Here is a 20,039-nt window from a genome sequence, read left to right on the forward strand (position 1 = left end):
GACCGATCGTTCCAGAAAATCCTAGGCTGCAGCACGTGGCCAGGACCAAGGAGTTCGATCCCGAAGCCGCGCTGCAGGCAGCCCTGGAGCTGTTCTGGCAGCGCGGATACGAGGCGACGTCGATGTCCGACCTCGTCGAGCACCTCGGCATCGGCCGCGCCAGCATCTACGCGACCTTCGGAAACAAGCACGAGCTCTACCTGAAGGCGCTGGAGCGCTACGACCGGGCCGGGCTCCCGCCGATCGTGCGGGAGCTGTCCCAGCCGGGGCCCGCGCTGTCGGCCGTACGCGCACTCGTGCGACGGTATGCGACCGAGGCGTCCGACGAGCGGCTACGACTGAACGGCTGCATGGTCACCAACGCGGCGGCCGAACTCGCCCCGCACGACCCGGCCGCCGCGCGCAGCGTCGAGCGCAACTGGGACCAGTTGGAGACCGTGCTGCACTCGACGCTGGTCCGCGCACAGGCACAGGGCGAACTGCCGGCCGGCCGCGATCCGCTCACGCTCGCACGTCTGCTGCTGGTACTGCTGCAGGGCCTGCGCGTGGTCGGGAAGGCGTCCTCGGACCCGGCGCGGGTGCGGGACGCGGCGGAGCAGGCACTGGCGCTGCTCGACTGAGCCTTTCGGGGTCGGGCGGCGCCCCTTTTTTTGCCGCCATATTGGATCGATCGGTCAAGAATAAGGGGAGATCATGACCAGCACTCGTTTCACCGGCAGGACCGCCCTCGTCACCGGAGCGGGCTCGGGGATAGGACGGGCGATCGCTGTGGCCTTCGCCTCGGAGGGCGCACAGGTCGTCGTGGCGGGACGCAGGAGGGAGCCGCTCGACGAGACAATGGCCCTGATCGAGGAAGCCGGGGGCAAGGCGCTGGCGGTCACCGCCGACGTCACCGCCGCGGACGAGATCCAGGCCGTCGTCGACGCCGCCGTGGACCGCTTCGGCACGCTCGACGTGGCCGTCAACAACGCGGGCGTCTTCCGCGGGGGCGCGCCGCTGGCCGAGCTTTCACAGACGGCCTGGCGAGAGCAGCTCGACATCAACGTCACGGGCGTGTTCCTCGCCCTGCAGGCCGAGATCCAGCAGATGCGCACCCAGCCGAACGGCGGCGCGATCGTCAACATCGCCTCCATCTTCGGCGTGCACGCCCGTCACCCCGGCACCGCCGCCTACGCCGCCTCCAAGGCCGCCATCTCCGTCCTCACCAGGGGCGCCGCCCTCGACCACATCCGCGACGGCGTCCGCATCAACGCGGTCAGCCCCGGCGCCGTGGACACACCCATGTCCCTGCTCCCCGGCGAGACGGAGTCCGACCGGGCCGACCGCGCCCGCACCACCCTCCCCCTCGGCCGCGTCTCGACCACGCACGAGGTGGCCGCGGCGGTGCTCTACCTGGCCTCGGACGACGCCACGTCCGTGGTCGGCACCGACCTGGTGGTGGACAGCGGCGCGACGGCCTGAGCGCACGCGGCCTGAGCGCACGCCCAGGGGTTCGCTCACACCTTCAGGGCCTCGTACGTCACCCCGGTCAATCGCTCCGACTCCGCCCACAGCAGTTCGCCCGCCCGGTCGTCGAGGGTCCAGGGAGCCCGCCAGGACGGGGCGGGTGAGCCGCGCCAGCCGGCGAAGGACGGGCCGGTGAAGGAGTCGGGGCGGACGCCGGGGGCGGTGGCGGCGTACAGGGTGGGCAGGGCGCCGGCCTCGGCGGACTGGGCGAAGACGCGGTTGCCGAACCGCATGAGGCGCTCGCCTGCCCGGCGCCCCGCCATGCGCGGCCCCGCGGTCTGCAGGTTGGTGTCCGCGTACCCGGGATGGGCGGCGGCCGCCACCACCCCCGCCCCCTGGGCCGCGAGCCTGCGCGCCAGCTCGTGCGTGAAGAGCAGGTTGGCGGTCTTGGACCGGGCGTAGGCGATCCAACGTCGGTACCGGCGCTCGCTGTTGAGGTCACCGATGTCGATGTTGGCCATCGCGTGCACGGGGCTGGAGACGGTCACCACCCGCGCGTCCGGAGTCCCGAGCAGCGCGGGCAGCAGCAGGCCGGTGAGCGCGAAGTGCCCGAGGTGGTTGACGCCGAACTGCGTCTCGAAGCCGTCCACCGTCGTGCCGTACGGCAACGCCATCACCCCGGCGTTGTTCACGAGCAGGTCGAGACGGTCGCCCGGGAACGACGCGGCGAACTCCCACACGGAACCGAGGTCTGCGAGGTCCAGCAGCCGCAACTCCGCCTGCGTGCCCGGCACTTCGGCCCGGAGTCGCTCCACCGCCGCCACGCCCCGCGCCTCACTCCGGCACGCGAGCACCACCCGCGCACCCCTGCGCGCCAGCTCCCGTGCCGTGACGTACCCGAGCCCACTGTTGGCCCCGGTGACGACGGCGACCCGGCCGCCCTGGTCGGGGATGTCGTACGCCTTCCAGCCGGACATGACGAAGCTCCTTCCGGTGGCCACCTCGGTTCAGCCTACGAGGGTGGGGTGCGCGGCGTGATCGCCCGCCGGCACCGGCGGGGAGTCGTCACCGCTCGTGGTCACGGTCCGACGTCCGTCGGTTGCGGGCCGAGGTGTCCGGTGCGAACGTTTTCGAGGGGGTCGTGCCGCGAGCCCGGCAAGGGACGCCCTTGTCGGCGACGGCATTTCGCGTCGATACACGACCGGACCGCAGTCCACCACTCCGGCTACCTGCCGCACCGTGCATCGGCGTGCGTCCAACCAACGGGGGGAAGCACACAGAAAGCGGGAAATTCAATGGCGAACGGACCCATGGACAGGCGCTCCTTCGGCGGGCAGCCCGACCGGCCCAATGGCCACAGCCCGGATCAGCGTACGGAGTACACCGGCCGGTACGTGGTCCTGCTCGACCCGAGCAATCAGGAGAGCGGGCTGAACGCGCTGCGTTCCACCGCCGACATCGCGTCGGTCGAGCGTGTCCGAGGAACCGAAACCGCGAACATAGCCGAACTCCTCGAGCGCCCCGATGTCTCGGTGCACTTCGAGGAACTCGGCGCCGCCGTCGTCGAGGTGCGGCCCGACCAGCGCCACGCGCTGGTCACCACGGCCGAGGCCGACCCGTCGATCATCGCGGCGGAACCGGAACGCATGGTGTACGCCATGCCGATCACCGCCCCGACGCAGGCGCCGACCGAGTTCTTCCCGGCGTACCGCAGCGACGAGGAAGTCGTCGCCCGCCACTCCAGGGCCGAGATGGCCGTGGCTCAGGGCCCGGCCTGGGACGAGAAGACCTGGACCTGGGGCCTGCAGGCGATCCGGGCCAACCTGTCCCACCTGACCGGACGCGGCGTGAAGGTCGCCGTCCTCGACACCGGTGTGGACACCGACCATCCGGACCTGGTCGGCTGTCTCGAAGAGACGATGTCGTTCGTGCTCGGCGAGTCGGTCGAGGACTCCAACGGCCACGGCACGCACTGCATCGGCACCGTCGCCGGCCCGAAGAACCCCCAGCAGCAGCCCCGCTACGGCGTGGCCTGCGACGCCCGGATCCTCGCCGGGAAGGTGCTCAGCAACCGGGGTACCGGCACAGACGGCCAGATCCTGGCGGGCATGGCCTGGGCGATCGCCCGCGGCGCGCGAGTGATCTCCATGTCGCTGGGCGCACCGGTCCGCAAGAACGAGCTCTTCCCGCAGACGTACGAGATCCTGGCCAAGCGCGCGTTCGAGCGCGGTACGGTGATCGTCGCTGCCGCGGGCAACGACAGCAACCGGCCCCAGGACATCGACCCCGTCAGCCGACCCGCCAACTGTCCGTCGATCCTGGCGGTGGGCGCGCTCGACAAGGCGATCGCACCGGCCTTCTTCTCCAACGGCGGCATCAACGGCCAGGGAGGCGAGGTCAACATCGCCGCGCCCGGCTGGGACATACGCTCGGCCGCCCCTGGCGGCGGGTACCAGGAGCTGAAGGGCACGAGCATGGCCACACCGCACGTCGCGGGTGTCCTCGCCCTGCTCGCCGAGGCGAACCCCAACGCTACCGCGGCCCAGCTCAAGGCAGCCTTGCTGTCCAGCGCGTATCCGCTCACGCAGCCCGTCAGGGACGTCGGTTCGGGCCTGCTCCAGGCCCCGTGAACGAGTCCCCCCAACCCGCCCCGGTCGGGGTCATCCTCGCGGTCGACCCCGACCGGTTCGCGGAAGTCGTCGAAGCCCTGCGGCGGGAGGGCCTGACGGTCACGGGCGAGCAGCCGATCCTCGGGACCCTCTCCGGCACCGTCCCGGAGGACCGGATACCGGCTTTGGAGGCGATCGACGGCGTCGAGTCCCTCGACCGCGAACTCACCATCCGCCTCCCCCCACCGGACTCGCCGATCCAGTGAGACCGAGACGGTTGCCCCGGATCCTCGGACCGGGGCAACCGTCTGCCCGTCAGCTGTCGCAGCCCACCCCGTCGTTGTCGCGGTCCAGGTGGGAGGCGTAGCCGGGCTCGCCCCGGTGGACCGGGGCGGCACCGGCCGCACGGGCCTCGCTGCAGTTGGCGTAGTAGACGGCGTCGCCGGACGAGTCGCCGCTGTCGCCGGAGCCGGCACCGCTGTCGGCAGCGGGCGCCGCGGTGACCGTCCTGGTGACCTTGATCGTCTTCGTGGCCGTCACGGTCGGCGCCGGTTCGGGTTCCTCCGCCGGCGCCGTCGCGGTCGCCGTGACCGTGACCGTGGGCCGCGGTGACGCCGCTGTCGGCTTCGCCTCGGTGTTCTTCGAGTCCTCGCCGGAGGTGCCGCCCGCGCCGATGCCCACGAAGAAGGCCAGGGCGAGCGCGGGCAGTACGTAGCGTTTCCGGGCCCATCCCGGCGCCGGGCGGTGAGGCGGCTGCGGCATGTGTGGTGCGGTGTACGGATTGGTCATGTCATCCCCCCACTGGTGTTGCGTGAGGGGATGACCGTAAATCCCGTCCTCCGAATGTGGATGTGATGTGTCTATTTCGTGACCACTGTCGCTACGAGCGGAACGGCCCCGTCACCTCATAGGTGATCCCGCCCGACGAACTGCCGCTCGTCCCCCGCTGGCTGGAGAAGTACAGCCGTGCCCCGTTCGGCGAGAACGCCGGGCCCGTGATCTCCGAGCTCGACTGGCCGTCGATGCGCAGGAACGTGGCGACGATGTCGTCCGGCGTGATCAGGCAGATCTCCATGTTGCCGCCGTCCTCGGCGACGAAGAGGTCGCCGGAGGAGGACCCGGTGATGTTGTCGACGCCGGTGAGGGGGGCCGTGCCGTTGACGAGGGAGTCGTCGTACGCCAACTCGTAGGTGCTGTTGGTGAGGTTGAGCTGCCAGACGCGGTTGTCGCCCTTGGTCGTGAACCAGACCGTGTCGTCGGCGTAGTGGCAACCCTCGCCGCCGTTGAAGGACTTGGAGCCCGAGACCTGGGAGCGGGTGGCGGTCGGGGAGCCGTCGGGGTCGGGGACGTTCGCCCAGCTGAAGGAGCCCGAGGTGCCGGAGCCCGCGACCATGACCTGGAGCGTGCCGGACGACAGGTTGCCCCAGGTCGTCGGGACGAAGCGGTAGAAGCGGCCGTTGGACTCGTCCTCGGTCAGGTAGATCACCTGGCGCACCGGGTCGGCGGCGGCCGCCTCGTGCTTGAAGCGGCCCATCGCGTCCCGGCGGGTCGCCGCGTTGACGCCCCACGGGTCGGTCTCGTAGACGTAGCCGAGGGAGACCTCCTCGCAGGACAGCCAGGTGTTCCACGGGGTCTTGCCGCCGGCGCAGTTCTGCCGGGTGTTGGACAGGATGCGGTACGCGCCCGTGATCGCGCCGGTCGACGAGAACTTCACCGCGCTCGCGCCGCCGGACGGGTTGATCTCCGAGTTGGAGACGTAGATCCAGCCGCTGCCGTCGGCGTAGCAGGCGCCGCCGTCAGGGGCGTTGTGCCAGGTGTACGACGTTCCGGAGACCGTCTGGCCGGATCGGGCGATGACCCGGCTGGTGAAGCCGCTGGGGAGTCTGATGCCGTTGGCGTCGGGGGAGCCGAGCGGCCCGTAGGGGCTGGGGCCGGGCTGGGCGGGCGCGGCGTACGCGGCGCCGCGCCACAGGGTTCCGCCGAAGACGGCGGCAGAGCCGCCGAGGACGGCCGCACGCAGGAGGTTACGACGTTCCACTCTCACTCCAAGAGGTGGAGTACCGCCCCGCCGCCGGTCGGCGGCGGGGGTCGTGCCTGTGGGGCGGCATGGAACCTAGGGCCGCATGGTGGACGGGCCGTGGCCAACGCATGACCATCGGACGGCGTGCCTGGGTGCTGCCTAAGTACCGCCCACGAGTGCTCAGTTGAGTGCTACCCGCGCGCACTCCCCGGAGTGCAGCCACCTATATGCGCCCCTCGCGTGGCCTCGCGGGTTGCGCCCGCCCGAGTACCGCCGCGGCCATCCGCACTCCTGAACTCACCCACGCGCATGGGCCCTCCCGAGTGCCGCGGCCCGCCTGCACCCCGTAAGCACGGCCGCGCGTATCCGCCCCCCTGGAGCCCCGCCGCGCGCATGCGCCCCCCAACACCCCGGCCCGCCGGCACCCCCTCAGTACGGCCCCCCGCACGCACCCCCCTACGTACGGCAACCCGCACACACCCCCTGAGCACCACCCCCGCGCCCCCTCACGCCCGCAACGCCGGCACCCCCCGCTTCCGCTGCCCGGGCTTCTCGGGCGCCGGGCCATGCCCCTCGCGCGGCGCCTCCGCCGACGGCAGCCGGATCACCGCGTCCAGCCCGCCCGCGGCGGCCGCGTGCAGGCTCGCCTCGCCGCCGCTCGCGTGCGCGAGCCGTTGGACCAGGGACAGGCCCAGTCCCGTCCCGCCCTTGGGGGCGCCCGGCGCGCGCCAGAAGCGGTCGAAGGCGCGGGCGCACTGCTCCGGGGTCATACCGGGGCCCTCGTCGGTGATGTGCAGGTCGACCCAGGCGGGGCGGGCGTCGCGCAGGGCGCGGCGGGCCGGCACATGGAGTCGCAGTTCCATGGTCGCGGTGCTGTCGGACGGCGAGGCGCGCAGGGCGTTGGACAGCAGGTTGTCCACGATCTGCTCGACGCCACCGGGCACGGCGAGCACCGGACCCACGCTGCCCGCGAACAGCACCAGCGAGACCCGCTGCTTCTCGAAGAGCGGCTGCCAGGTACGGTGCCGTTCCGCGCAGATCGCCCCCACGTCGACCGGGCCGGGTGTCGCGGCGTTCTCCTCCAGGCGGGCCATCGCCAGCAGGCCCTCCACCATCCGCGAGAGCCGGTCCGTCTCGGTCACCGCCGCGGCGAGGCTGCCCCGGCCGCGGGCGGCGACGTTCGGCTCCAGGTTCTCCAGCCGCAGCCGCAGCGCCGCGAGCGGCGTTCTGAGCTGATGGGACGCCTCGCCCGCGAACGCGTGCTGGGCGTCGAGGAGATGGGCGAGCCGGGCGGCCGTACGGTTGAACGCGGCGGCCAGCGCCCGCACCTCGGGCGGGCCCTTCGTGATCGTCACCGGCGTGGCCACGCCGCCGTCCGCCAACTCGTGGGTGGCGAGCTCCAGTTCACGGATCGGACGGCCGGTCCAGCGGGCGATGGCGAACCCGACCACCGCGACCGCGGTGAGCACACCGAGCCCGCCGACGCCGAGCAGCAGCCAGACGTGATGGACGCGTTCGTGCACCGTCCGCGTCGGCAGCGTCAGCCATACGGCCCCCTGCAGCCCCGAGGTGTGCCGGATGGGCGCGGCGACCGACAGGTACTCCACGCCGCCGATGGTCGACGTGCGCACGTCCACCGTGGAGGTGCCGTGCAGGGCGGCCGCGATGCCGGGGCGGGAGGCGAGGTTGGAGGACATGACCGCGGCCAGGGGGTGCGAGGTGGCGAGCAGGGCACCCGAGGCGTCCACGACCACGACCTTCCCGCCGACGCGCTCGGCGCAGTGGATCACCCGGCGCGGCAGGTCCCGCTCCGCCCGCCCCGCGCTGAGGGACAGCGAGGCGTACGCCGACACCGACTCGGCCTCGTCCTTCGCCGCGCTCACCACCCGCTCCCGCTCACTGCGCGAGTACACGTAGCCCAGCGGGATCTCCAGGCAGACCAGGACGAGCGCGGCGAGGCTCAGATAGCTGAGCAGCAGCCGGCGGGTCACGGCGAGGACACCTGCTGCCCGCCCGGATCGGTCTGCACCGCCAGCCGGAAGCCGACCCCGCGCAGCGTCTGGATCCACGCCGGGTCGCCCAACTTCCGCCGCAGCGAGGCGACATGGACGTCCAGCGTCTTGGTCGGACCCTCGTAGTGCGGATCCCACACCCGGTCCAGGATCTGCTGCCGGGAGTAGACCGCGCCCGGATCCTCGGCCAGCAGCGCCAGCAGCTCGAACTCCTTGGGCGTGAGGGCCACGGGCATCTCCCCGACCCAGACCTGCCGGGTGCGGCGGTCGACGACGAGGGGGCCGGGGGCGTACGCGGGCCGGGCCACGGTCTCGTCGTACGACGCGGGCGGCGCGGCCTCCTGCGCCGGGGGCGGCGCGATCTCGTACGACGGGGACGGCCCCGTTTCGTACGACGACCGCGGCAACGCGGCGGCCACCGGCTCCGCCACCGCCTCCGTGCGCTGGGTCCGCCGGGTCACCGCACGCACCCGGGCCACCAGCTCCCGCACGCTGAACGGCTTCGCCAGATAGTCGTCCGCCCCGAGCTCCAGCCCGAGCACCCGGTCGGCCTCCTCACCCCGCGCACTCAGGATGATGACCGGCACGTCCGAGACCTGCCGGATGCCGCGGCAGACGTCGATGCCGTCCATGTCCGGCAACCCGAGGTCGAGCAGGACGACATCGCCGTACGGCCTTCTCAACCCCTCCGCGCCGGTGGTGACGTGATCCACCGTCAGGCCGAAGTTGCCCAGTCCCTCGGCGAGCGGTTCGGCGATCGTCTCGTCGTCCTCTATGAGCAGCACTTGTATGCCCATGGGTCCCGTCTCTCGAATTAACAATCTCTGCCCTGAAGTCAACACGCTACAGTCGACAAGCGCTTTCATGGACGTGCGACAAAGAATGGCCAATTCCTGGGCGCGCTCTGGCCTTCGCTTAACCTTCGTCTGGATCGGCCCCCTCTACGGTGTGTTGACCTGGCCGAACTCCCAGATGAGGAGAGACCGTTGAAGGCATTGCTGGACCGCGCACGCTCGTTCAAGCGACGGGTTGATTTCGATAGCGGTGAATACCGGAAACTGGCCGACGGGCAATATCCCGAGGCACTCTTCATTACCTGCTCGGACTCACGGGTCATACCGGCCCTGATTACCGGCGCACGGCCCGGAGAGATATTCGAGCTGCGAAACGCGGGCAATATCGTCCCGCCGTACGGCAGCCCCGGCGCGTCCGGGGAGGCCGCCACCGTCGAGTACGCGTTGGAGGTGCTCGGCGTTCAGGACATCATCGTGTGCGGTCACTCACACTGCGGTGCGATGGGGGCCCTGAAGTCGGGCGACGACCTCTCCTCGCTGCCCGGCGTGGACGCCTGGCTGCGACTGGCCCGCCCCGAACTGGCGTCGGTCCTCACCACCGCCACCGACGACCCGTCGCTGCCCGACGTGGCGCAGGGCAACGTCGTCAACCAGCTTGCCGTGCTGCGGACCTACCCGGTGGTGCGGCAGCGGCTGGACGCGGGGCGGCTGCGGCTGCACGGCTGGTACTACGAGGTCGACACCGGGCAGGTGCACGAGCTGGAGGGCGACGGTCTGTTCCGGGTGCACAGCGGATGAGCGGGGCGCATGCGCGCGGGCGTACGCGCACCAAGGGCGGTCCACCGAGGAGCGGGGCGGCCGGGGGGCCGCAACCGCCGAAGGCCGGGGCGGCGACCGGGGGGCCGCAACCGCCGAAGGGCGGGGGCGTCGGCGCTCCGGGTGGCAAGCTCGACCTCGCCAACGAGATCACCGCCTCCCTCGTCGTCTTCCTCGTCGCCCTGCCGCTGTGCATCGGCGTGGCCGTCGCCTCCGGCGTCCCCGCCGAACTCGGGATCATCTCCGGGGTGATCGGCGGTCTGGTGGTCGGCGCGGTGCGGGGCAGCACGCTCCAGGTCAGCGGGCCGGCCGCCGGGCTCGCCGCGCTGGTCGCGGAGACGGTGCTGGAGCACGGCGTGGCGATGCTCGGGGTGATCGTACTGTTCTCCGGCATCCTGCAGATCGTCCTCGGCGTCGTACGCCTCGGCCGGATGTTCCAGGCGATCTCCATCGCCGTGGTGCAGGGGATGCTGGCCGGCATCGGGCTCCCGCTGATGTTCAGCCAGGTCTACCCGATGTCCGACCACAAGGCCCCGGGCACGCCGATCGAGAACATGGCCGGGATACCGGACCTGTTCGCCGACATCCTCACCGACTCGCAGGCGATGATCGCCACGCTGCTCGGCGTCGTCACGATCGTGCTGAGCTTCCTGTGGAAGAAGGCGCCGGGCCCGGTCAAGAAGATCCCGGCCGCGCTGGTCGCGGTCGGCATCGGCATCGCGGTCGCCGCGCTGCCCGGCGTGGACGTCAAGACGCTCCAGGTCGGCAACCTGCTGGCGTCGGTGCAGCCGCCGGGCGCCGAGCAGTTCGCGGGCCTCGCCGACACCGCGGTCATCACCGCCATCCTCACCTTCACGGTCATCGCCTCCGCGGAGAGCCTGTTCACCGCGGCCGCCGTGGACCGTATGCACAGCGGCCCGCGCACCCGCTACAACACCGAGCTCATCGCCCAGGGGGCCGGCAACACGGTCGCGGGCGTCCTCGGTGCCCTCCCGATCACCGCGGTCGTCGCCCGCAGCTCGGCGAACGTCCAGGCCGGCGCGAAGACCCGCATCTCCCGCACCCTGCACGGACTGTGGCTGCTGGCCTTCGCGCTGCTGCTGCCGCAGGTCCTGGCGCTGATCCCGATCTCGGTGCTGGCGGGCGTCCTCGTGCACAGCGGCTGGAAGCTGTTCGCGCCCGAGGAGTTCCCGAAGATGTGGCGGCAGGACCGGGGCGAGTTCGTCGTCATGACCGTGACGACACTGGTCATCGTGGCGACTGCCCTCCTCGAAGGCGTCCTGCTCGGCCTCGCGGCCGGGATCGTGCTGGCCGCCCTGCGGATGTCCCAGACGGTGATCCGGCAGCACATCGAGGAGGACACCGCGAAGGTCGTCATGGCCGGCAACGCGACGTTCCTGCGGCTGCCTCAGGTGATCGACGCGCTGGAGTCCGCGGCGGCCGCGGGCAAGCCCCGCATCCGCCTGAACCTGACCGGCGTGACCCACCTGGACCACGCCTGCCGCAACCAGGTGGAGGAGTTCACGGCGCAGCAGCGGGGGCTGGGGCTGCGCGTGGAGCTGCTGATGCCGGGCCCGGCGAAGACGGAGCCCGCCGTCACCGCGGCACCCGAGCCGACACCGCCCCCGCGTCCGGCCGCACAGCCGGCCCCGAGCCCGGACGCCGAGTGGTTCTACCTGGACACGCGGCCGCTTCCCGGCGACTACGGCCACGGTTACGACGACCCTGTGGAGCGCCCGCCGCTCGTGAGGTGAGCGGACCCGCGCCATGGGCCCTCGAAGGAACAGGTTCCGGCTCGATGAACCCCCCGCGCCGCGGACCCGTCTCTCCTCGTGACCACCACACGCACAGGGGGAGCAGACACCTTGACGGGCAAGGACGTTGAGCAGACCGACGAGCGGGGTTACGGCCCGGGGCCCTGGTGGGCGGATCTCGGGACGTGGGGCGCCGTCGGACTGATCGCCTTCGGGTGCGCCGTGGCGGCGTGGGGCTTTCTCCGGCTGCCCGGCGCCCCGGAGGAGATGGCGACCGCCTACTACATGGCCGCCAAGATCGTCGCCGTCGGCCTCGTGGTCGCGGGAAGCTCCCTTCTGGGCCGCCGCTGCGACCGAGTCGCGGGTGGCGGGGGGACGCGCGAGACGGATCCTGCCTGATGTGAGAGGGCGGCACCCCCGCACAGGGTGCCGCCCTCTTTGGTGCACCGGAGTCGCCGCCCATCGGTCTTGAGGGTCGGGGACAGGCGACGACTCCGGAGTTCGGAGGCCGTAGGGCCTATAAGTGGCCGTAGGGCCTATCGGTGGCCGTAGGGCCTATCGGTGGTCGCTGCCCTCCGACTGCGTCGCCGCGCGACCCGCCTCCAGGCGCGCCACCGGGATCCGGAACGGCGAGCAGGAGACGTAGTCGAGGCCGACCTCGTGGAAGAAGTGCACCGACTCGGGGTCGCCGCCGTGCTCGCCGCAGACGCCGAGCTTCAGGTCGGGGCGGGTCGCACGGCCCGCCTGCGCGGCCGCCGCGACGAGCGAGCCCACGCCGTCCTTGTCGATCGTCTCGAACGGGGAGACACCGAAGATGCCCTTCTCCAGGTACGCGGTGAAGAACGAGGCCTCCACGTCGTCCCGGCTGAAGCCCCACACGGTCTGGGTGAGGTCGTTCGTGCCGAAGGAGAAGAACTCGGCCGCCTCGGCGATCTGACCGGCGGTCAGCGCGGCGCGCGGCAGCTCGATCATCGTGCCGATCGACAGCTTGAGCTTGGTGCCCGTCGCCGCCTCGACCTCCGCGATGACCTGGTCGGCCTCCTCGCGGACGATCTCCAGCTCCTGGACCGTGCCGACGAGCGGGATCATGATCTCGGCGCGCGGGTCGCCCTTGGCGTTCTTGCGCTCGGCCGCGGCCTCGGCGATGGCGCGGACCTGCATCGTGAACAGGCCGGGGATGACCAGGCCGAGGCGTACGCCGCGCAGGCCCAGCATCGGGTTCTGCTCGTGCAGCCGGTGCACCGCCTGGAGCAGGCGCAGCTCGTTCTCGTGCGGCTCCTGGCGGGACTCGGCGAGCGCCACGCGGACCGACAGCTCGGTGATGTCGGGCAGGAACTCGTGCAGCGGCGGGTCCAGCAGACGGACCGTCACCGGCAGGCCGTCCATCGCCGAGAACAGCTCGACGAAGTCCTTCTTCTGCAGCGGGAGCAGCGCCTTCAGGCTCTCCTCGCGCTCCTCCTCCGTGTGCGCCAGGATGAGGCGCTCGACCAGCTCACGGCGGTCACCGAGGAACATGTGCTCGGTACGGCACAGGCCGATGCCCTGCGCGCCGAAGCGACGGGCGCGCAGCGCGTCCTCGGCGTTGTCCGCGTTGGCGCGCACCCGCAGCCGGCGCTTGCGGTCGGCGAACGCCATGATCCGGTGCACGGCCTCGACCAGCTCGTCGGCGTCCTGGGCGCCGGCGTGCATGCGGCCCTCGAAGTACTCCACGACCGGGGACGGGACCACCGGCACCTCACCGAGGTACACCTTGCCGCTGGAGCCGTCGATGGAGATGAGGTCGCCCTCCTCCACCACATGCCCGCCCGGCACCGTCATCCGGCGCCGCTTGGTGTCGACCTCGAGCTCCTCGGCGCCGCAGACACAGGTCTTGCCCATGCCGCGCGCGACCACGGCCGCGTGGGAGGTCTTGCCGCCACGGCTGGTCAGGATGCCCTCGGCGGCGATCATGCCGTCCAGGTCGTCGGGGTTGGTCTCCCGGCGGACCAGGATGACCTTCTCGCCGGAACGGGACCACTTCACGGCGGTGTACGAGTCGAAGACCGCCTTGCCGACCGCCGCACCGGGCGAGGCCGCGATGCCCCGGCCGACCTGCTCGACCTTCGCCTCGTCGTCGAACTTCGGGAACATCAGCTGCGCGAGCTGGGCGCCGTTGACGCGCTGCAGCGCCTCCGCCTCGTCGATGAGGCCCTGGTCCACCAACTGGGTCGCGATCCGGAAGGCGGCGCCCGCCGTGCGCTTGCCGACGCGGGTCTGGAGCATCCACAGCTGACCGCGCTCGATGGTGAACTCGATGTCGCAGAGGTCCTTGTAGTGGTTCTCCAGCGTCTCCATGATCTGCATCAGCTGGTCGTACGACTTCTTGTCGATCGTCTCCAGCTCCGCCAGCGGCACGGTGTTGCGGATACCCGCGACCACGTCCTCGCCCTGGGCGTTCTGCAGGTAGTCGCCGTACACGCCCTGGTGGCCGGAGGCGGGGTCGCGGGTGAAGGCGACGCCCGTGCCGGAGTCGGGGCCCAGGTTGCCGAAGACCATGGAACAGACGTTGACGGCCGTGCCGAGGTCGCCGGGGATGCGCTCCTGGCGGCGGTACAGCTTGGCGCGGTCGGTGTTCCAGGAGTTGAAGACCGCCTCGATGGCGAGGTCCATCTGCTCGCGCGGGTCCTGCGGGAAGTCCCGGCCGGCCTCCTTCTTCACGATCTTCTTGAAGGCGGTGACCAGCTTCTTGAGGTCGGCGGCCTCGAGGTCGGTGTCGACCGTGACCTTCTTGACCTCCTTGGCCTTGTCGAGGGCGTCCTCGAAGAGCTCGCCGTCGACACCGAGGACCGTCTTGCCGAACATCTGGATGAGGCGGCGGTAGGAGTCCCACGCGAACCGCTCGTCGCCGGCCTGGTCGGCGAGGCCCTTCACGGACTTGTCGGAGAGTCCGATGTTGAGGACCGTGTCCATCATGCCGGGCATCGAGAACTTGGCACCGGAGCGGACGGAGACCAGGAGCGGGTTGTCGGCCTGGCCGAGCTTCTTGCCCATGCGGGTCTCGAGAGCGTCGAGGTGCGCACTCACCTCGTCACGCAGTGCCGCGGGCTCCTCGCCACTTTCGAGGTAGACCTTGCAGGCTTCCGTCGTGATGGTGAAGCCCGGGGGAACGGGGAGTCCCAGGTTGGTCATCTCGGCGAGGTTGGCGCCCTTGCCACCCAAGAGGTCCTTGAGGTCCTTGTTTCCCTCGGTGAAGTCGTAAACGAACTTCGCTACGTGGGGTTCTTTGTTTTCCGACACGGTCTCGACTCCCTCGAGGACGCGGTGGCTGCCCTGACGGCCAGGAACATACCCAGATCGAAGGCGCCTGGGTACGTCTACTCACGCGTCATGCGCCTGTAACCACCCGTCCGCCAGTGGATCGAAAGTCAAAGCTTGGCAAGCGCTGACGGCCGGATGTTTTCACTTCTTGAACGCAAGAGCGCCCACAGGTGCGGAATTTCGCTCAGATGAGCGCCCTTACCGCACGTCTGATTTCGATCGATGAACGATCAAGGGGTGGCACCGAGTGCCACCCCTTGGAGAAGTGCAACCGCTCAAGATCCGCTCATCTGAGCGCAACCCTTATCAAGGGTGGCGAGAATCACGCTGCCACAGCCAGGGAATTTCCACCATGCGGACGGCTGACCTGGCCGAAACGTCCTGGTTACACGCCGAGCGCCAGCAGCCGTTCCTCCACCCGCTCCGGCGCGTACAGATGCTCCACGACCAGCGCCCCGGCCCCCACCAGCCCGGCCCGCTCCCCAAGCCGCGACGTCACGACGTCCAGATGAGCGGTGGAGCGCGGCAGCGCCCGCTGGTACAACAACTCCCGTACGCCGGTGAGGAAGGGCGTCCCGGCCAGGTCCCCGGCGATCATCAGCACCCCCGGGTTGAGCAGCGTCACGACCGTCGCCAGCACGTCCCCGACCTGTCGTCCGGCCTCCCGGGCCAGCGCGGCCGCCCCCGGATGCCCGGACGCCAGCAGGTCCCGCACATCCGATCCCGAGGCCGCCGGCACCCCGGTCTCGGCCAGCCGCCGGGCCACGGCACCGCCACTGGCGACGGCGGCCAGACAGCCGTACGAACCACACCGGCACAGCGCGTCGGCGCCCACCCGGATGTGCCCGATGTCGCCCGCGCCCCCGTCGACGCCCCGGAACACCGAGCCGTCCACCACGACCCCCGCGCCGATACCGGTCGACACCTTGACCAGCACGAACGCCGAGCAGTCCGGGTATCCGGTGCGCTGTTCGCCGTACGCCATGAGGTTGGCGTCGTTGTCGACGAGGACCGGCACCGGCCCGGCCCCCGTGTGCTCGCCGAACGCCCCGGCGAGGCGGCCTCGTATGTCGTAGCCGTCCCAGCCCGGCATGATCGGCGGCTGGACCACCCGGCCGGTCTCGCTGTCCACCGGCCCCGGCACCGCCAGCCCGATGCCGCCCACCTCGTCGGCCCGGCGCCCGGCCTTCTCCAGCAGTTCGGCGAACCAGCGCCCCAGCTCGCCCAGCACCACGTCCGGCCCGTCCTCGATGACCAGCACCCCTCCGTGCTCGGCGAGGATCTCGCCGGTCAGGGACAGGACCGCGGCGCGCGCGTGCCGGGTGTCCAGGTCGGCGGTGAGGACGACCGCGTGCTCGCCGTCGAACTCCAGGGTGATGGAGGGGCGGCCGCCCAGCGGGGAGCCCACGGGACCGCCGGCGCCCTCGCGCAGCCAGCCCGCGCGGAAGAGCCGGTCGAGGCGCTGGCCGACGGTCGCACGGGAGAGTCCGGTGGCCTGCTGAAGGGCGCCGCGCGTGGTGGCGCGCCCGCTGCGCACGAGTTCGAGCAGATCGCCGGCGCCCGCCTGACTGCCACTCCTGGTCGCCTTGCCCGTCCGTCCCGGCTGACCGGTCATGCGCACCCCCTTGTGTTTCTCAACTCTGCATTACATATTGAGTTTTGCGTGTTAAATAGACGTAACCCTACGGTAGCCATGACCGAACCGGTCGGCCGGACGTCTTTCGGGGAGCCCCGAGTGGATCGCACTGCCCAGCTCACAGCCCGTCGCATCGAGCGTGACATTGCATACGATCCACCCCCCGTGGCGGATTCGCTGCACGTCAGGGCCGCACGGGTTCTGGAGGCCAACTGGACCGGCACGTCGACGGTGCCCTCGCGCAGCCTGTATCCGCACCAGTGGTCCTGGGACTCCGCGTTCATCGCGATCGGCCTCAGGCACCTCTCACCCCTGCGGGCCCAGACGGAGCTGGAGACGCTGCTGGACGCCCAGTGGGGTGACGGGCGCATCCCGCACATCGTGTTCAACCCCTCCGTGCCGCTCGACGCCTACTTCCCGAGCCCCGACTTCTGGCGTTCCTCGACCGCGGGGCGCGCTGCGGGCGCCCCGCGCACCGTACAGACCTCCGGCATCGTGCAACCACCGGTGCACGCGCTGGCGGCCTGGCTGGTGCACCGCGCCGACCCCGGGCTGTCCCGGGCGCGCGGCTTCCTCACCCGGGTGTATCCCCGCCTGGCCGCCTGGCACCGCTATCTGCTGCACCGGCGCGACCTCGGCGGAGGCGGCCTCGCGTCCGTCGTGCACCCCTGGGAACAGGGTATGGACAACAGCCCCTGCTGGGACGCCCCGCTCTCCCGCATCACCCCGGCCCCGGCCCGCTCCTTCCGCCGCGCCGACCTCGACCACGGGGCGGCCGAGGACCGGCCGACGGATCTGGACTACGGGCGGTATGTGCGGCTGGCGACGGAGTACCGGGACGCGGGGTACAGGGATGGGTTGGGCGGGGGATATGAGGCTGGGTTGGGCGGGGGATATGAGGATGGGTTGGGCGGGGGACATGAGGCTGGCGGCGCGGGCGACTTCGCCGTCGAGGACCCGGCGTTCAACGCCCTGCTCATCGCCTCCGAGCACGCGCTGGCCGGGATCGCGCGGGAGCTGGGGGCCACGGGCACGGCCCGGCACGCACGCGCCGAGCGCCTGACGGCGGCGCTGATCGAGCGGCTGTGGGACCCGGCGGAGGGGATGTTCTTCTGCCGCGACCTGGGCGACGCACACGACACACGCGACGCCCACGACGTACGCGAAGCAAGGGCCGGCGGCCCGACCGGAGAGCTGATCCCGGAGCGCAGTGTCTCCGGCCTGATCCCCCTCCTCCTCCCCACCCTCCCGCGCGACATCACCGCCACCCTGCTCCGCACGGCCCAGGGCCCGCACTTCGGCCTCGGTGACACGACCCGCCTCGCCCCGTCGTACGACCTCCTCGGCGAGGCCTTCGACCCGCACCGCTACTGGCGGGGCCCGGCCTGGTTCAACACGAGCTGGCTGCTGGAGCGCGGGCTGCGCACCCACGGCGAGCGGGAGCGTGCCGACGCCGTGCGCACGGCGGTGCTGGACCTTGCCGCCGCCTCCGACTTCGCCGAGTACGTCGACCCGTACACCGGCGAGGCCTGCGGAGCCACCGGCTTCGGCTGGACGGCCGCCCTCGCACTCGACCTGCTGCACAGCGAGACCGAAGCCACCGCGATCACGGGATTCAAGGGAGGTAACCGGGGATGACGGACCGCCATCATCTGCTCGTGTACGGGGGCACGTTCGCCGCCGTGGGAGACCGTGGGGACATCAGCGGCGTACGGGGCGTCGGCTCCCCGGAGGGGTTATTCGTACGCGACGCCCGGCACCTGAGCCGCTGGCAGCTCACCGTCGACGGGGCCGTGCCCGAGGCGCTCAGCCCGGTCGCCGACGGCGACACCGCCCGCTGCGTACTGGTCCCGCGCGGCGGCCGCAACGAACCGCCCGCCTACACGCTCTTCCGCGAACAGGCCGTCGGGGACGCCTCGTTCATCGAGTCGCTCCGTGTGACCAGCAACCGTCCGGTGCCGACGACGGTCCGCCTCGCCGTCACCGCCGACGCCGACTTCACCGACCAGTTCGAGCTCCGCTCCGACCACCGCACCTACGCAAAGACCGGCGCCACCCGCTCCCGCCAGGTCCTCGACCACGGCGTGGAGTTCACCTACCAGCGCGGCGAATGGCGGTCGATCACGACCGTGACGGCCGACCCCGCCCCCGACGGCGTGGAGGAGACGGGCACCGGCGCCCGCCGCCTCGTCTGGACCCTGGACCTGGAGCCCCACGGCACGGCGGAACTGACCCTCCGGGTGATGGCCCGCCCGCACGGCGACAAACGGGCCCTGCGCGTCCCAGCTTCCCCCGCCGCCCTGACCGAACAGCTCCTCTCCCTGGAGGGCGAGTTCGTGGAGGGCGTGGCCTTCCCGACCGGCTGGCCGGAGCTGGCCGCCGCCTGCGCCCGGGGCCTGGCCGACCTGGCCTCGCTCGAGGTCCCGGCGACGGGCCCGGAGGGCGAGGAGCTCCGCGTCCCGGCCGCCGGCGCCCCCTGGTTCCTGACCCTCCTGGGCCGCGACGCCCTTCTCACCTCCCTCTTCGCCCTCCCCTACCGCCCCCAGCCGGCCGCCGCCACCCTCTGCGCGCTGGCCGCGACCCAGGCGACACGGACGGACCCCGAGTCGGTGGCCCAGCCCGGCAAGATCGTGCACGAGGTACGGCACGGCGAGCTGGCGCACTTCGGGCAGGTGCCGTACGGCCGTTACTACGGCTCGGTGGACGCGACGCCGCTGTTCCTGATCCTGCTGGGCGCGTACGTCGAGCAGACCGGCGACACGACCCTCGCGCGGCGCCTGGAGCCCTACGCCCGCGCGGCGATCGGCTGGATGCTGGACCACGGCGGCCTGACCTCCCGCGGCTACCTGGTCTACCGCGCCGACCAGGGCGGCCTCGCCAACCAGAACTGGAAGGACTCCCCCGGCGCCATCTGCTCGGCCGACGGCACCCGCCCCGCGGGACCGGTGATGGCGGCGGGCGCGCAGGGCTACGCGTACGACGCCCTGCGCCGCACGGCATGGCTGTCCCGCACTGCGTGGCAGGACGAGACCTACGCGGCCCTCCTGGAACAGGCGGCCGGCGATCTCCGGGACCGATTCCAGCGGGACTTCTGGATGCCGGAGCACTCCTTCCCCGCCCTGGCACTGGACGGCGCGGGCAACCAGGTGAACGCACTCGCGTCGGACGCGGGGCATCTGCTCTGGTCGGGCCTGCTGGACAAGGAGTACGGCGAACTGGTGGGCCGCCGCCTGCTGGAACCCGACTTCTTCTCGGGCTGGGGCGTCCGCACCCTCGCCGCCGGCCAGCCGGCGTTCCACCCCCTCTCCTACCACCGGGGCTCGGTCTGGCCGCACGACAACGCCCTGATCACCCTGGGCCTGGCCCGCTACGGCCTCCACGACGAGGCCCGCACGGTCGCCCACGCCCTGGTCGACGCGGCGACGACCACCGGCCACCGCCTGCCGGAGGTCATCGCGGGCTACGGCCGCGACACCCACGCGGAACCGGTGCCGTACCCGCACGCATGCGTCCGCGAATCCCGCTCGGCGGCGGCCCCGCTGGCACTCTTGACGGCGGTGGGAGGGGCGTAGGAGGGGGTGCGACGGGCCTGTTGGCCTGGCGTTTGCCGAGCGTTTGCCGAGCGCTGGGGCACCGGGGCTGAACACCGGCTGGG

The 20,039-nt window shown here is 71.5% G+C and carries 16 protein-coding genes; 9 read left to right on the forward strand and 7 right to left on the reverse strand.

Annotation, left to right across the window (positions count from 1 at the left end):
* Positions 1 to 35 precede the first annotated feature (35 nt).
* Positions 36 to 620: a TetR/AcrR family transcriptional regulator gene (locus tag EJ357_RS14785; protein WP_126392064.1), complete on the forward strand. Its 585-nt coding sequence runs from the start codon at positions 36 to 38 to the stop codon at positions 618 to 620.
* A 73-nt stretch (positions 621 to 693) separates the two neighbouring features.
* A complete protein-coding gene (locus EJ357_RS14790) occupies positions 694 to 1,461 on the forward strand; it encodes an SDR family NAD(P)-dependent oxidoreductase (RefSeq protein WP_126392065.1) in 768 nt (255 codons plus the stop codon).
* A gap of 35 nt (positions 1,462 to 1,496) precedes the next feature.
* Here the strand turns inward: EJ357_RS14790 and EJ357_RS14795 are convergent, their stop codons facing one another.
* Positions 1,497 to 2,423 carry an oxidoreductase gene (locus EJ357_RS14795; RefSeq protein WP_126392066.1) on the reverse strand — a complete coding sequence of 309 codons (927 nt, stop codon included), beginning with the start codon at positions 2,421 to 2,423 and terminating at the stop codon, positions 1,497 to 1,499.
* Positions 2,424 to 2,741: 318 nt separating this feature from the next.
* Between EJ357_RS14795 and EJ357_RS14800 the strand changes: the two genes are divergently transcribed.
* Positions 2,742 to 4,076, forward strand: a complete 1,335-nt coding sequence (locus EJ357_RS14800; protein ID WP_126392067.1) for a S8 family peptidase — start codon at positions 2,742 to 2,744, stop codon at positions 4,074 to 4,076.
* Positions 4,073 to 4,321, forward strand: coding sequence for a hypothetical protein (locus EJ357_RS14805; RefSeq protein ID WP_126392068.1), 249 nt, complete (start codon positions 4,073 to 4,075; stop codon positions 4,319 to 4,321). The genes EJ357_RS14800 and EJ357_RS14805 overlap by 4 nt, the downstream gene beginning before the upstream one ends.
* Before the next feature lie 49 nt (positions 4,322 to 4,370).
* Here the strand turns inward: EJ357_RS14805 and EJ357_RS14810 are convergent, their stop codons facing one another.
* From EJ357_RS14810 to EJ357_RS14825, 4 genes are all read right to left on the reverse strand, one after another.
* Positions 4,371 to 4,844: an excalibur calcium-binding domain-containing protein gene (locus tag EJ357_RS14810; protein ID WP_126392069.1), complete on the reverse strand. Its 474-nt coding sequence runs from the start codon at positions 4,842 to 4,844 to the stop codon at positions 4,371 to 4,373.
* Positions 4,845 to 4,935: 91 nt separating this feature from the next.
* Positions 4,936 to 6,093, reverse strand: a complete 1,158-nt coding sequence (locus tag EJ357_RS14815) for an alkaline phosphatase PhoX (RefSeq protein WP_126392070.1) — start codon at positions 6,091 to 6,093, stop codon at positions 4,936 to 4,938.
* A gap of 488 nt (positions 6,094 to 6,581) precedes the next feature.
* Positions 6,582 to 8,066, reverse strand: a complete 1,485-nt coding sequence (locus EJ357_RS14820; RefSeq protein WP_126392071.1) for a sensor histidine kinase — start codon at positions 8,064 to 8,066, stop codon at positions 6,582 to 6,584.
* On the reverse strand, positions 8,063 to 8,884 hold the full coding sequence (locus EJ357_RS14825) for a response regulator transcription factor (protein ID WP_175647395.1): 822 nt from the start codon (positions 8,882 to 8,884) through the stop codon (positions 8,063 to 8,065). The genes EJ357_RS14820 and EJ357_RS14825 overlap by 4 nt, the downstream gene beginning before the upstream one ends.
* Before the next feature lie 189 nt (positions 8,885 to 9,073).
* On the opposite strand from EJ357_RS14825, the gene EJ357_RS14830 reads away from it, so the two are divergent.
* From EJ357_RS14830 to EJ357_RS14840, 3 genes are all read left to right on the forward strand, one after another.
* Positions 9,074 to 9,679 (forward strand): carbonic anhydrase, encoded by a 606-nt coding sequence (locus tag EJ357_RS14830; protein WP_126392072.1) that lies wholly within the window; start codon positions 9,074 to 9,076, stop codon positions 9,677 to 9,679.
* Positions 9,676 to 11,451 (forward strand): SulP family inorganic anion transporter, encoded by a 1,776-nt coding sequence (locus tag EJ357_RS14835; protein ID WP_126392073.1) that lies wholly within the window; start codon positions 9,676 to 9,678, stop codon positions 11,449 to 11,451. Before EJ357_RS14830 ends, EJ357_RS14835 begins: the two co-directional genes overlap by 4 nt.
* Positions 11,452 to 11,562: 111 nt before the next feature.
* The gene (locus EJ357_RS14840; RefSeq protein WP_126392074.1) at positions 11,563 to 11,850 is read left to right on the forward strand and encodes a hypothetical protein; all 288 of its coding nucleotides are present in this window, start codon (positions 11,563 to 11,565) and stop codon (positions 11,848 to 11,850) included.
* 156 nt (positions 11,851 to 12,006) lie between these two features.
* Here the strand turns inward: EJ357_RS14840 and ppdK are convergent, their stop codons facing one another.
* Both ppdK and EJ357_RS14850 read right to left on the reverse strand, forming a co-directional pair.
* Positions 12,007 to 14,727 (reverse strand): pyruvate, phosphate dikinase, encoded by a 2,721-nt coding sequence (gene ppdK / locus EJ357_RS14845; protein WP_126392075.1) that lies wholly within the window; start codon positions 14,725 to 14,727, stop codon positions 12,007 to 12,009.
* A 406-nt stretch (positions 14,728 to 15,133) separates the two neighbouring features.
* Complete coding sequence (locus EJ357_RS14850) at positions 15,134 to 16,363, reverse strand: ROK family protein (RefSeq protein ID WP_175647396.1); 1,230 nt, start codon at positions 16,361 to 16,363, stop codon at positions 15,134 to 15,136.
* A 120-nt stretch (positions 16,364 to 16,483) separates the two neighbouring features.
* Between EJ357_RS14850 and EJ357_RS14855 the strand changes: the two genes are divergently transcribed.
* Both EJ357_RS14855 and EJ357_RS14860 read left to right on the forward strand, forming a co-directional pair.
* Entirely contained in the window at positions 16,484 to 18,022 is a 1,539-nt protein-coding gene (locus EJ357_RS14855; protein WP_126392077.1) for an MGH1-like glycoside hydrolase domain-containing protein, read from the forward strand.
* Positions 18,019 to 19,956, forward strand: coding sequence for an amylo-alpha-1,6-glucosidase (locus tag EJ357_RS14860; protein WP_126392078.1), 1,938 nt, complete (start codon positions 18,019 to 18,021; stop codon positions 19,954 to 19,956). The genes EJ357_RS14855 and EJ357_RS14860 overlap by 4 nt, the downstream gene beginning before the upstream one ends.
* The last annotated feature ends 83 nt before the right edge of the window (positions 19,957 to 20,039 follow it).

This window comes from Streptomyces cyaneochromogenes, from assembly GCF_003963535.1.
Classification (GTDB): Bacteria; Actinomycetota; Actinomycetes; order Streptomycetales; family Streptomycetaceae; genus Streptomyces; species Streptomyces shaanxiensis.